Here is a 12,918-nt window from a genome sequence, read left to right on the forward strand (position 1 = left end):
GCGCAACGCCCTGCAATCGGTTTGTGTCCGCCGCGTTTCCGTCAGAAGATGTAACGCATCCGTACCTGTTGCCGATCGGTCACATCGGCTAGGGTGAAGCGCGCCGCCGAAAAGCGCGGCGGGCCGAAGCGGATCGCGGGATTGCGCGAGAATCCAAAGCCCTCGCGCGGGATGCCGGCGATGGTGTCGAGCTTGGCATTGCCGTTTTCGTCATGGATCACGGCCAGCGCATAGGCGCCGCGGGGAAGACCATCGAAATGGATGCTGCTCTGGTCGGCGGGGACCGAGCGGGTGACGGCGCGGACATCGTCGACGCAGGCGGGGAAATTGTCCGGGTCCGCGGTCAGGCAGACGCGGATCATCCCCTTGGCCGAGCGGAGGTGATCAACCCCGACGTCGAGCCGCGACACGGGTGCCGCGCCCAGTATCAGGCCCGCCGCCGCCAGCAGCGCGCCCGCGCCGCTCAGCCTGCGCATGCGCGCGGGCGAAATCGCCCAGCCCCCGGTCGGTGCCGCACAGCCGGTCCCAGATGCGGAAGTAGAGGCCATAATTACATCCATATTGTTCATGGTGCCGCTGATGATGGCTGGCGGTGATGAGCCAGCCCCCCAGCGGCCCCTGCCACACGGCGCGGGGAAAGACCTCCCAGCCCATATGGTTCGTCACCCCCATAACGGTCATGACAGTGAGGACCAAGGCGAGTGCGCTAACATGGATCGGAATCGCGAAGACCAGTAGCGGAATTGCCACAGCGCCGGTCACCGCCTCCACCGGGTGAAAGGCCATCGCCGCCCAGGCGGTGGGCGGGCGGCTGGCATGGTGGACGGCGTGCGCCAGCTTGAACACCTTTGGCCGGTGCATCCAGCGGTGCGTCCAGTAGAACCAGGTGTCATGCGCGAAGAGGTAGAGCAGCACCGAGACCGGCCAGTACCAGAGCGGCCAGGCATGAAGGTCGCTGTAGATCCGCGTCCAGCCGTGATTCTGCCAGCCCCAGGCGATGATGCCGGCAGGCAGGCCGTAGATGGCGGCGGAGGAGAGGCTCCATGCGATCTCGCGCCGCATCTGCGTGTCCAGCCCGGCATATAGCCGGGGGTGGCGCACGCGGGTGGCAAAGGCGAACGCCCCCGACACGATCAGGTAGCGGATGCCGACGATCGCAGTCATCGCAAGCGCGGACAGGAGGATGGCGAGGATCACGCCGGCCAGTGTAGCCGATCGCGGGCCGGGATTGAATGATTGATCGACCGTGATTGAACGGCTTGCCGGTGCCGATCGTTCAGCCACGCGAACAGATGCAGGAGATGGATCATGGCAACCAGCGAGCCGAACAACGCGCAGGACGTGCCCGAGACCCCGCGTGAGGAAGGCAGCGCGGCGGCGATCCTGTCAGATCCGCAGATGGACAGCGCGCCGGGCGGCGGTGGTCTGGGCGGCGCGTCGGCAGCCGATGTGCTGAGCGGATCGGGCCGCACGCCCGCCGGCACCGCGCCCAATGCGCCGATCGATACCGGCGTGGATGCGGGCGACCGCGACGCGGATGCCGAGGCCCGCGTGCAGGCGGTGGACGGGAACGAGGCGGAAGGGCATCCTTCCTGACGGGTACGCAGGCCCGCCAGGAAGCGGCATCATCTGGGAAGCGGAATCAAGGCATTGCCCCGCACGGTGCAAGCCTGTTGCGCTGGGCAGTTGATATAGGTGACGGCGAACAGGCCGGCATTGTTCTGCCACGAGAAGAACCGGCGCTTGGACGTGCCGAGCGTGTCCATCGAGGCGCGCGGACAGTTGGCGCGCCGCCGGGCACAGTATCGCAACGCCTCCAGCATGTCCGCGCGGGCCGATAGAGAGTCGGTGTTCGTGCGCGCGATCTCGGCAAGACGCGCGTCGGGAACATAGGCCGGGATGCTCGACATGATGATGGCCAGCGGAAACATCATCGCCGTGGCGGTCATGCCCAGGATCAGCCTTGCCCCGTCCGTCATGGCAGGCGGCTTAGATCCCGTCGGTAAACGTAAGATTAGCGGCGAAGAATGGCGGGCGATCCGTCGTTTTCAGCCGGCGGAATAGGCCATGTCGAACTTGCCTTTGTTCGGTCGGCCGATCTGCCAGGTGGAGGGCTCCCCCTTTTCGAAGGTTACCGTGTAGGTTTCGACGCGGTCGGCATCGTTGCCGGTGGCGGCGACGAAGGTCATGGCTTTGATCGGGCCGGCGGCGGCGAGGCTGGGCTGCAAGGCGGGGAGCTGTTCGCGACAGGCGGCGAGCAGGGCATCGCCCATCACGTCGGCGGGACATTCGCCTGCGGCGGTACCCGTCAGCATTTTCTTGAGAGCATCGCCGAATTTGCCGCTATCGGCGGCACTTGCCGGGGAAAGTGCGACCGCGCCCAAAGCAATGGCCAATGCTGCGAAACTGCGACGCATGATGATCCTTCCCCTTGTTGATGGCGGCATCATGTTCAGCGGTGAAGTCGTGTGCAAGGGCGATGGCAGGGAAAATGCGGACATGTTCGGATATATCTATCCGTCGCCAGAAATAAGGTGTGGATCCTGTTCGGAATATCTTGCGGGTATTTCCCTACACCGCCCATTCGGGATCGGTGGTGAAGACGATGGTCAGCCAGCGATTGGGGGTATCGTCGCCCAGCTCCTCGCCGATGCGGTCGCGCAGCGCGTCCCATTCCTCGAGGCGGCGGGCGGGGGTGTCGGGGGGGACGATGAAGTTCAGTTCGATCTGGGTGCCGCGGCCGACGCGCGCGACATAGGCGCGGTAGGAGACGAAGCCGTAGCGGTCGACGGTGGCCTGCGCGATGCCGTCGACACGCAGCTTGAGCGCGGGAGGCGTGACGAGAAGGATGTCGGAGACGGCGGCGCGGATGGTTTGAAAGGGGGCGGGGATGATGACGAGGCAGATGACGACAAGCGCGGCGGGATCGACATAGGGCGTCATCCAGGCATGGCGCGTGCCCTGGAGCATGGCGCCGAGCGCGAAGGCGACGAACAGCGCGGCGCCCAGCGCCGAGGTCATGATCCATGCCCTGCCGTCCAGTGCGACCAGTTGCGAGCGGACGGTGCGGTTGGCGCGGGTGACATAGACCGCCATCGCGATGTCGGCGGCGGTGCCGATCGCGGCATAGGCCATGGCCGGGCCGAAGGAGAGCGGCCGCCCGTCCGACAGCAGGGCGGTGATCGCATTGACCAGCGCATAGATGGACGCGCCCGTCAGCAGCACGCCGTTCAGCCCCAACACGATCGGCTCCAGATGCCAGAAGCCCATGGTGAACCGCTCGTGCAGCCGCCCGCCCGCGGCATCCGCGGCGTTGGAGGCGGCGATCAGCCGCGCGACGCCGAGCGCCAGCGCGGTCATTGCCGCATCGGCGAGCGAATACATGCCGTCGAACACGATCGCGTCCGACCCGGCGATCGTGCCGACAACGACACCGACCCCCGCCAGCATGACGGTGACGATCATCGAGTTGCGCAGAAGACGCTGCTCGCCGTTCATGGTCGGTGGGTCCCGAAAACGATTGCGCGGCGGATTATGCGCGGTTCGCGGTGGCGGGGGAAGGGCGGGTGAGGATGTGGACCGGGTGGCCGGCGTAGAGCGCGTCGCGGGCGGGGCGGTAGCCGAGGCGGGCGGCGAGGCGCAGCGAGGGGGCGTTGGCGGGATCGATGATGCAGCAGGTGCGCGCGATGCCGCAGCCGTCGGCCCCGTGACCATCCGCCCAGGCGAGGATCGCGGCAAGCGCCTCCCCGGCAAAGCCGCGGCCATGCACCGCGGGGGCGAGCGCCCAGCCGAGTTCGGGCGCGTCCAGCGGCGGATCGATCGCGCGGCGCGCCTCCAGCAGGCCGATATCGCCGATCGGCGGGCCGCCGCCGCGCTCGCGCACGACCCACGAGCCATAGCCGAACGCCTGCCACTGGCCGATCGAGCGGAGCAGGCGGAGCCACACCTCTTCGCGCGAACGCGGCTGTCCGCCGATCATCGCGTACACCGCGGGTTCGGACCACATCGCGGCGAGCGCGTCGAGATCGTCCGGGTGATGGGCGGTGAGGGTCAGCCGGTCGGTGTGAAGCGTGGGGGCCTGGGTCATCGGAGCAGCGTAGCGCGCTTTTGCGCGTCAATGCTCGCGGAAAGAGGACCAGAAGGCGCCGACCAGCGGTTCCAGCGCGTAATCGAGCGCGGTGCGGCGGCGGAGCGGCACAAGGACCTCGGCGGGCATGCCGGGGCGCAGATCGTACGCCTTGCCGGTGGCGTCGCGCAGCCGGGCGAGCTCGGCATCGGGCACGGTGACCTCGCCGGTGAAGAAGCTCTGGCCGGTCTTCTCGTCGGTCAGCGCGTCGGCGGACAGGCGGGTCAGGCGGGCGTCGAGATCGGGCAGGGCGCGGTCGTGCAGGCCGGGAAACTTCACGCGCGTCGCCTGACCCACCGCAAGATCGTCGGCATCGTCGGGGCTGATGCGGACCTGGATCAGAAGCGGGGTGCGCTCGGGCACGATGTCCATCAGCGTCTGGCCGGGCGCGATGACGCCGCCGGGGGTGAAGACCGACAGGCCGACGACGGCGCCGGTGACGGGGGCGCGAATCTCGGTGCGGGCCAGCTGGTCGCGCGCGGCGGCGAGTTTCGGGAGGATCTCGCCCAGGCTCGTCTCCACCTCGCGCAGGTCGGCGGCGGTGCGTTCGCGAAAGGTGCGCTCGGCCTCCAGCACCTGATAGCGGCTTTCGCGGGCGGCCTCGCGGGTCTGCGCGACGCTGGCGGCATATTGGCCCTGCTGGCCGATCATCTCGGCACGCTGACGCTCCAGCTCGCGCAGGCGGGTCTGCGAGACGAAACCCTTTTCCGCAACGGGGCGGAGCGCGGCGAGTTGCGCGTCGATCAGTCGCCGCTGTTCCCTGGCGGAGGCGACCTGGGTGCCGTAGCCGCGCCCCTGTTCCCCCGACTGCGCGGCGCGCTGGCCAAGGGCCTGGCGCTGCGCGGTGAGGGTGGCGCGGCGGGCGTCGAGTTCGGTCTGTTGCAGGCGCAGCGCCAGGCGGGCGGCGTCGCGATCCTCCGGGATCAGCGTGGCATATTCGGCGGGCGCGGCAACGGTCGTGGCGCCGAGCTGTTCGGCCTCCAGCCGGGCGCGCTGGGCGAGCAGGCGGATGGCTTGTGCGGAGAGCGCGCGTTCCTGCGCCACGACGTCGGCGGCGGCGAGGCTGGCGAGAAGCTGGCCCTTGGCCACCCGCTGCCCTTCGCGGACCAGGATCTGGCGCAGCACGCCGCCGTCGCGGTGCTGCACCGTCTGGCGCTGGCCGGAGACGACCAGCGTGCCGGGGGCATAGGCGGCGGCGTCGAGGCGGACAAAGGCGGCCCAGCCGAGGAACAGGACGAAGAACAGCACGGCGACGATGCCGCCTGTGCGGATGTCGCGGCCGGGATCGGCCATTGGCGGGGCGGCGGGGTCAGCCATGGATGGCGGGCGGGGCGGGCGCGGCCCGAAGCTTGGGCGGGGTGATGCGCGGCAATATCTCGTCGCGCGGGCCGTAAAGGTCGACACGGCCGTCGCGCAGGACGAGCAGCTTGTCGACCGCGGGCAGGATGCTGAGCTTGTGCGAGACGACGACCACGGTGCGGCCGGCCTGTCTGGCGCGGGTGAGTGCGGCGACAAGGGCGGCATCGCCATCCGAATCGAGATGGGCGTTGGGCTCGTCGAGGACCAGCAGCGCGGGGTCGCCATAAAGGGCGCGGGCGAGCGCGATGCGCTGCGCCTGTCCGGCCGAGACGCCGCGGCCGCCGAGCGACAGGCGGTGGTCGAAGCCGTGGGGCAGCCGCTGGATCAGGTCGCGCGCGCCGACCGCATCGGCGGCGGCGATGACGGCGGCGTCGACCGTGGCGCGGTCCTCCCCCAAGTCACCGGCGAAACGCGCGATGTTCTGGGCGACGGTGCCGGCGAAGAGGGCGGTGTCCTGTGGCAGATAGCCGAGGTGGCGGGCGAGGCGTTCGGGGTCCCAGTCGGCGAGGTCGGCGCCGTCGAGGCGGACGATGCCGCGATCGGGGCGGATGGCGCCGACCAGGAGGCGGGCGAGGGTGGACTTGCCCGCGCCCGATGCGCCGACGACGGCGACGACCTCGCCGGGCAGGATGGAGACGGAGATGTTGGTGAGGACGGCGCGGTCGCCACCGGGGGCGAGCACGGTGACGCCCTCGACCGCGAGCGCGCCGCGCGGTGGGGGGAGGGTGGTGGGCGAGGGCTGGGCGTGGGCCTGGCCGAGCATGGTGTCGAGGCGGGCGTAGCTGCTGCGGGCTTGCGCGATGCTGCGCCAGGTGGCGACGAGCTGTTCGATGGGGGCGAGCGCACGGGCGATGAGGAAGGAGGCGGCGAAGATCGCGCCGGCCGAGATCATGTCGTCGATGGCGAGCAGCGCGCCAAGGCCGAGCGCCAGGCTTTGCAGCGCGAGGCGGGTGAATTTGGTGGCCGTCAGGTAGCTGCCGCCGGCCAGCCCCGCCTCGGTCTGGGCGACGAGCATCGCATCGCGCTCGCGCTGCTGGCGGGCGACAAGGGCGCGGCGCATGCCGAGCGCGCGCACCGCCTCCGCCGAGGACAGCGCGGCGTCCTGCGCGGCATAGGTGCGCGCGGCGATCGCCTGTGCCTGATCGAGCCGGGGGCGGGTGGCACGTTCGTTGGCGAGCGCGATCAGCGGCAGGGCGATGCCGCCGAGCAGCGCGACCGCGCCGATCCAGGGATGCACGACGAAACAGACGAGGATGTAGAAGGGCAGCCACGGCGCGTCGAACAGCGCCAGCATCGCCGGGCCGGTAAGGGTGGCGCGGAACTGGTCGAAATCGCGCAGGGCCTGCCGCGCCTCAGGCGCCTCGGGCCGGCCGAGCGTGGCGTCGAGGAGATGCGGGGCCACCGCGGCGTCGAGCGCGACCCCGGCGCGGGTGAGCAGGCGGGTGCGGGTGCGATCGAGCAGCGCCAGCGTCAGCAGCGCAAAGAGCAGCACCAGGGTGAGGAAGAGCAAGGTCTGCCCCCCGCGGGTCGGCACCACCCGGTCATAGACCTGCAGCATGTAGAGGGTGGGGGCCAGATAGAGCAGGTTGAGCAGCGCACTGAACACCGCCGCCGCGGCGAAATGGCGGCGGCATTGCGCGAGGGCGGCGCGCATCGGGCTGTCGGAACCGGGCGACATCAATGGGTTGGAGCGTACACCATCGAAGGGGGTGACCCAAGGGGGGTATTTGCGGTCGACAGGTGCTTGCGCTGGGGTTGAGGAGCGGCTGCCGCACCACCGCGCGATCCATCAACACCTCCGTTCAGCCTGAGCGAAGTCGAAGGCCAAGCGTCTGCGCCTGTGCTTCGACTTCGCTCAGCACGAACGGAGGTGGTGGGTCTGATATCGAACGGAGGTGGTGGGTCGGATATCGATGCCCTAGGATCGGGCATGGTCGACCTGTCCGCCGTCATTGCCGAGATCGCCGCCGAGATGAAGGCGGCGCCCGACCGGGGGGTGCCGGCTCAATATATCCCGGGTTTACGCGACGTCGATCCGGCGCGGTTCGGGATAGCGGTGATCGAGATGGACGGGACGTGCCATCTGGCGGGCGACGCGGAAGAGGCGTTCTCGATCCAGAGCATTTCCAAGGTCTTCGCCCTGACGCTGGCGCTGGGCGCGGTGGGCGATCAGTTGTGGACGCGGGTGGGGCGGGAGCCGTCGGGCACCGCGTTCAACTCGATCGTGCAGCTTGAGACCGAACACGGCATCCCGCGCAACCCGTTCATCAATGCCGGCGCGATCGTGGTGTCGGACGTGCTGCTCGGCCGGCACGAACCGCGCGAGGCGATCGGCGAGATGCTGCGCTTCGTGCGCGGGCTGGCGGGGGAGGAGGACATCATCGTCGACCGCGCCGTTGCCGCCGCCGAGATGGAGACGGGGCACCGCAACATGGCGCTGGCGCATTACATGCACGCCTTCGGCAACCTGAAGAACCCGGTCGAGCGGGTGCTGGGGTTCTATTTCCACCAATGTGCGCTGGCGATGAGTTGCCGGCAACTGGCGCTGGCGGGGCGCTACCTGATGGCGCGCGGGGTGCAGCCCGGCGCCACCGCCGGGGAAAGGGGGCGATCGGTGGTGTCGCCGCAGCGGGCACGGCGGATCAATGCGGTGATGATGACCTGTGGCCATTATGACGGATCGGGCGAGTTCGCCTTTCGCGTCGGCCTGCCCGGCAAGTCGGGCGTGGGCGGCGGCATCCTGGCGATCGCGCCGTGCAAGGCATCGATCGCCGTGTGGTCGCCGGGGCTCAACGCCCGCGGGAATTCGCAGCTAGGGACACTCGCGCTGGAACGGCTCGTGCAGCGGACGGGCTGGTCGGTGTTCGACCCCGGCTGAGCGCCAGTGCCCGGCGCAGGGGCGCAAAGGCAAGCGCGGGGCGGAAGGACAGCAGCAGGACGAGCGCGACACCCGCGACCGAGGCGGCACCCAGCGCGCGGACGACGCGCTCGCCGGTGAGTTCGGTGCCGCAGGTGGTGAAGGCGAGGACGAGCGCGAGGCTGCCGAGTAAGCGCAGCGCACGCTTGGCGCGGGGATCGCAGACCCCGGCCTCCCGGCAATGCTTGTGCGAGGCGGCGGCCATCAGCCACAGGCCGAGAAAGCTCAAGAGGATGGCGTCAGGCATGGACGAGCTGCTCCTGTCGGGGGGCGGTGGTGCGGCGCTCTTTCGGCGCGGGGGACGGCGGCTGGCGCGCCAAGCGGCGAGCGCCAGGGTGAGGGCGATGACCAGGGTGGCGATGTCGACGCCGGCAAAGACCATGTCGCCGGTGGCCAGCGCGTGGAACAGGCCGCGGTCGGTGGTCGCGGCATCGACGATGGGGATCGCCGCCCAGGCCAGCGCGCCGAGCGCGAAGAGCTCGGCCCAGGCGCGGCGGGCGGGGCGGGCAAGCTGGACGAGGGACAGGATGCCCCAGACCCAGAACATCGCGGATACCTCGGTGGCGGCGCGCCCCTCCGCCTGCGCCGGGATCAGGCGGTTGGCGAGCAGATAGGCGGCCATGCCGATCGGAAAGGCGGCGACGACGGCGATGTTGAGCCGTTCGACCAGGCGCAGGCCGAAAAAGGGCGCGGCGTTCGGGCGGCGGCGCTTGGTGGTCCAGAGCAGCAGGCCGGTGCCGACCATCGCCGCACCGGTCAGGCCGAGCGCGAAATAGGCCCAGCGCAGCGCCGGCCCGGCGAACCCGGCGATATGCAGGCCGAGCATGACGCCGGCGGTGGAGAGCGCGGGGCCGGCGTCGGGGGCGATGGCGAGGACGCGGCCGGTGGCGCCGTCATAGGTGATGGAGGGGGTACGCGCGTTGATCGATCCGCGGGTGTGGCGGCTGACGGTGACGGTGGCGGCGGCGTCGTTGGGGTGGCGGACGACGAGGCGGGTGGCGGGCTTGCCCCAGCGCCCCTCCGCATCGCGCACCAGTGCGGCGACATCGACCAGCGGGGCGCGGCGGCCGCTCGCCTCGCCCTCGGCGGGCAGGCCATAGGCGGCCTCGGCAAAGGCGAGCGGCCTGGCGTAGTTCGCCGCCACCGGCCAGGGCATGTACATCGCGACCAGCGTGATGAGCCCGGTATAGGTGATCATCGCATGATAGGGCAGGGCGAGGACGGCGGACACGTTGTGCGCGTCGAGCCACGACCGCTGCCCCTTGTTCCAGCGCAGCGTGAAGAAGTCGGCGAAGATGCGCTTGTGGGTGATGACGCCCGAGATGATCGCGCCGAGCATGAACATCGCGCACAGCCCGGCCAGCCAGCGGCCCCAGGGGTGCGGCAGCTGAAGCTGGAAATGGAAGCGGTAGAAATGCTCGCCGCCGCGCGTGTCGCGGGCGTGGAGATCGGCACCGGTGGCGGGATCGAGCGTGATCTCGCCGGGGCCGCGCTGCGGCTTGCCGTCGGGGCCGGGGGCGAGCAGGCGAAAGGCGCGGGTGGCGACGGTGCGATCGTCGGGCAGGTAGATATACCATTGCACATCGTCCGGCCCGTCCGCGTTCAAACGGCGGACCGCGGCGCCCGCGGCCTGCGACGGCGAGACGGCGGCGGGGCGGATCTCCGGCTGCATCCATTGGGTGATTTCCGGGCGGAAATAGCTGGCGGTGCCGGTCAGGAACATCGTGAACAGGATCCAGCCGGCAAGAAGGCCCAGCCAGCCATGGATCGTCGCCATCGACTGGCGCAGGCCGATCGCCGCGGCACTCACGGACGGACGCCCAGCAGGCGGAGCGCGGCGAACCCCAGCGCCGCGCCGCCCCAGATCACCAGCGACACGCGGCCCAGCCGGTGGTCGTGCAGCCCCCACAGGCCGACCGAGACGAAGACAAGGAAACTGAGCACCATGCCCCATCCGGTCGCCTCCGCCCGGTCGATCGGCAGCAGCCGGGCGAGAAGCGTCACGGCGACTGCGGCAAAGGCGTAGCCACCGAACAGCACCGTCACGCAGCGCCAGACGACGCCGGCGCTGTGGCGCGCGGCGGCATGGCGAGGGGCAGGAACGGGGCCGGCGGACATGGGCAGCGAATTTTCCTTGTCACGGTGATCGGCTCTCTTTAGCAGCCTCTGCGAGTCATTATCAATATCACGGGGGAAAATTTATGCGCCTGGCGGGATGGCTGGCGGGAACGATGCTGGCCGGCATGGTGATGGCGCCGGCCGGCGCCGATCCGATCGCCCCGGACGAGGACACCCAGACGCGCTCTGCCGAAGAGATCGTGGTGAACGGCCAGCGCGGCGAGACATCGGCCAAATCGGGGACCAAGACCGACACGCCGCTGATCGCGACGCCGCAGACGATCACCGCGATCGACAATGCGGAACTGACCCGGCGCAACGCGCTGTCGATCAACCAGGCGCTCAGCTATGTCGCGGGCGTATCGCCCAACCAGCGCGGCAATGTCGCCACCCGGTACGACCAGTTGTTCGTGCGCGGCTTCTCGCCGGCGATCTTCATGGATGGGATGCGGTTGCAGGGCGGTGTCTATTCCAGCCCGCAGATCGACTTCCACCTGGTCGACAGCGTCGACGTCATCAAGGGGCCGGCATCGGTCCTGTATGGCAGCGCGACGCCGGGCGGTCTGGTGAACCTGACCAGCAAGCTGCCCTATGCGCAGGCGGGCGGGCGGATCGAGCTGGCCGGGGGCAATTTCGACCTGGTCCGCTCGGCGATCGACGTGAACCAGCCGCTGGACCGCGACGGTAAATGGCTGTTCCGGGTGATCGCGGGGGCCGAGCAGTCGGACGGTTTCGTCGCCCGCACGCGCAACCGGCGCTATTATGCGCGACCGATGCTGACCTTCGCGCCGGACGACCGGACCAGCATCTCGCTGCTGCTGAGCTATCAGCGCGATCCGGAGGCGGCATCCTATAGCGGCGTGCCGGTTTACGGATCGGCGCTGCCCAATCCGTTCGGGCGGTTTCCGATCGACCTGAACGTGTCCGAGCCGGCGTACGAGGCGTTCGACCGCAAGCAGAAGTCGGCGACGCTGCTGGTCCGCCACGACCTGTCCGATGCGGTACGCTGGACGACCAATGCGCGCTATTTCGATGTCGACCTGCATTACCGGCAAATCTACCTGTCCGCCTTTGCGACCACGGGCGCGGGTGCTGCGCGGCAGACCGATTTTTCGACGATCGTGCGCGGCGGTGGCGGATCGGACGAATCGTTCCGGACAATCACCATCGACAACCACCTGTCCGCCAGCGTCGGCACCGGGCCGATCGGCCATACGCTGCTGGCGGGCGTCGACTGGCAGAACAACCGGGGTGTGAACGACCAGCAGTTCAACACCGGGGTGACGAACAACCCGGCGACCAGCATTGCGAACCTGAACCTGTTCAACCCGGTCTATGGCGGGGTGCAGCCGAACTTCCCGCTGCTCCAGACGCGCAACCGGCGCGCGATCGATCAGGTCGGGCTGTATCTGCAGGACCAGATCGCGATCGGGCGGTTGCAGCTGATCGCGAGCGGGCGGTGGGACTGGTACAACCAGGCGACGATCAACCGCAATCTGGCGCCGGGCAACACCAATGCGCTGGCCCGCCTGTCGCAGACCGCGTTCACGACGCGGCTGGGCGCGCTGTATGAATCGAAGATCGGGCTGTCGCCCTTCTTCAGCTATTCGGAGAGTTTCGAGCCGCAGGCCGGCGTGCTCTACACGATTGGTGGCGGCAGCGTGACGACGGCGCCGTTCGTGCCGGTGACCGGGCGGCAATATGAAAGCGGGCTGAAATACCAGCCGGCGGGCACGAGCGCGCTGTTCACCCTGTCCTTCTTCGACCTGCGGCGGCGCAACGTGCCGGTGGGCGATCCGCGTGCGGGCGTGGTGGCGGGCATACCGACCGGCGCGCAGGTGCAGGTAGGCGAGGTCGCGGTGAAGGGCATCGAACTGGACGGGCGCGGCGAGATCGCACCGGGCCTGGATGTGACGGTGGCGGGCACCTACACCGATCCGCTGGTGACGCGCGGCACGCCGGTGGTCGGCAGCGGCGCGCAACTGGCCGGCGTCACCGGAACGCGCCCGCTGGGCGTGTCGAAATGGAGTGCGTCCGGCTTCGTCAGCTACGACCTGACCAGGGCGGGCGTCGCCGGGCCGCTGGGCGGCATCACCATCGGCGGCGGTGTCCGCTATGTCGGCGAATCGGACGGCACCGCCAGCTTCGTGCGCGCCAACCAGACGGTGGTGGAGCGGTTCCGGTCGCCCGGCTTCGTGCTGGCGGACGCGGTGCTGGGCTATGACCTGGGCCGGCTGGATGCGGCGATGACCGGGCTGACCTTTACCGCCAATGTGAACAATCTGTTCGACACGCGGCACATCGCCTCCTGTTTTTTCAACAACAGTTGCTATTTCGGTGCATCGCGGACCTTTGTGGGCAGCCTGCGCTTCGCATGGTAAGGGCGCGTCATCGCTTG

At 69.4% G+C, this 12,918-nt stretch carries 13 protein-coding genes; 3 read left to right on the forward strand and 10 right to left on the reverse strand.

Annotated elements, in window-relative coordinates:
• Positions 1-41: 41 nt before the first annotated feature.
• Both NPJ82_RS02055 and NPJ82_RS02060 read right to left on the reverse strand, forming a co-directional pair.
• Positions 42-476, reverse strand: a complete 435-nt coding sequence (locus NPJ82_RS02055) for a DUF2141 domain-containing protein (protein WP_162843977.1) — start codon at positions 474-476, stop codon at positions 42-44.
• A complete protein-coding gene (locus tag NPJ82_RS02060) occupies positions 385-1,197 on the reverse strand; it encodes a sterol desaturase family protein (protein WP_342658945.1) in 813 nt (270 codons plus the stop codon). Before NPJ82_RS02060 ends, NPJ82_RS02055 begins: the two co-directional genes overlap by 92 nt.
• A gap of 111 nt (positions 1,198-1,308) precedes the next feature.
• Here NPJ82_RS02060 and NPJ82_RS02065 point away from each other — a divergent pair, with 111 nt between their 5' ends.
• Positions 1,309-1,596, forward strand: coding sequence for a hypothetical protein (locus NPJ82_RS02065; protein ID WP_112381830.1), 288 nt, complete (start codon positions 1,309-1,311; stop codon positions 1,594-1,596).
• Positions 1,597-1,625: 29 nt separating this feature from the next.
• On the opposite strand, the gene NPJ82_RS02070 is transcribed toward NPJ82_RS02065, so the two are convergent.
• The 6 genes from NPJ82_RS02070 to NPJ82_RS02095 form a co-directional block, all read right to left on the reverse strand.
• Positions 1,626-1,949 (reverse strand): hypothetical protein, encoded by a 324-nt coding sequence (locus NPJ82_RS02070; protein ID WP_342658183.1) that lies wholly within the window; start codon positions 1,947-1,949, stop codon positions 1,626-1,628.
• A 99-nt stretch (positions 1,950-2,048) separates the two neighbouring features.
• Entirely contained in the window at positions 2,049-2,501 is a 453-nt protein-coding gene (locus NPJ82_RS02075) for a hypothetical protein (protein ID WP_342658184.1), read from the reverse strand.
• A gap of 70 nt (positions 2,502-2,571) precedes the next feature.
• A complete protein-coding gene (locus NPJ82_RS02080) occupies positions 2,572-3,498 on the reverse strand; it encodes a cation transporter (RefSeq protein WP_112381833.1) in 927 nt (308 codons plus the stop codon).
• 34 nt (positions 3,499-3,532) lie between these two features.
• Positions 3,533-4,087 (reverse strand): GNAT family N-acetyltransferase, encoded by a 555-nt coding sequence (locus NPJ82_RS02085; RefSeq protein ID WP_342658185.1) that lies wholly within the window; start codon positions 4,085-4,087, stop codon positions 3,533-3,535.
• 27 nt (positions 4,088-4,114) lie between these two features.
• Positions 4,115-5,443, reverse strand: a complete 1,329-nt coding sequence (locus NPJ82_RS02090) for an HlyD family type I secretion periplasmic adaptor subunit (RefSeq protein ID WP_342658186.1) — start codon at positions 5,441-5,443, stop codon at positions 4,115-4,117.
• Entirely contained in the window at positions 5,436-7,163 is a 1,728-nt protein-coding gene (locus NPJ82_RS02095) for a type I secretion system permease/ATPase (protein WP_342658187.1), read from the reverse strand. Before NPJ82_RS02095 ends, NPJ82_RS02090 begins: the two co-directional genes overlap by 8 nt.
• 252 nt (positions 7,164-7,415) lie before the next feature.
• On the opposite strand from NPJ82_RS02095, the gene NPJ82_RS02100 reads away from it, so the two are divergent.
• Positions 7,416-8,363: a glutaminase gene (locus NPJ82_RS02100; RefSeq protein WP_342658188.1), complete on the forward strand. Its 948-nt coding sequence runs from the start codon at positions 7,416-7,418 to the stop codon at positions 8,361-8,363.
• On the opposite strand, the gene NPJ82_RS02105 is transcribed toward NPJ82_RS02100, so the two are convergent.
• Positions 8,275-10,212, reverse strand: a complete 1,938-nt coding sequence (locus tag NPJ82_RS02105; RefSeq protein WP_342658189.1) for a PepSY-associated TM helix domain-containing protein — start codon at positions 10,210-10,212, stop codon at positions 8,275-8,277. The genes NPJ82_RS02100 and NPJ82_RS02105 overlap by 89 nt on opposite strands.
• Positions 10,209-10,520, reverse strand: a complete 312-nt coding sequence (locus NPJ82_RS02110) for a hypothetical protein (protein WP_342658190.1) — start codon at positions 10,518-10,520, stop codon at positions 10,209-10,211. The genes NPJ82_RS02105 and NPJ82_RS02110 overlap by 4 nt, the downstream gene beginning before the upstream one ends.
• Before the next feature lie 83 nt (positions 10,521-10,603).
• On the opposite strand from NPJ82_RS02110, the gene NPJ82_RS02115 reads away from it, so the two are divergent.
• The gene (locus tag NPJ82_RS02115) at positions 10,604-12,901 is read left to right on the forward strand and encodes a TonB-dependent siderophore receptor (RefSeq protein WP_342658191.1); all 2,298 of its coding nucleotides are present in this window, start codon (positions 10,604-10,606) and stop codon (positions 12,899-12,901) included.
• Positions 12,902-12,918: the final 17 nt, after the last annotated feature.

It is taken from the genome of Sphingomonas sp. NY01 (assembly GCF_038809135.1).
In the GTDB taxonomy this organism is placed as follows: domain Bacteria; phylum Pseudomonadota; class Alphaproteobacteria; order Sphingomonadales; family Sphingomonadaceae; genus Sphingomonas; species Sphingomonas carotinifaciens.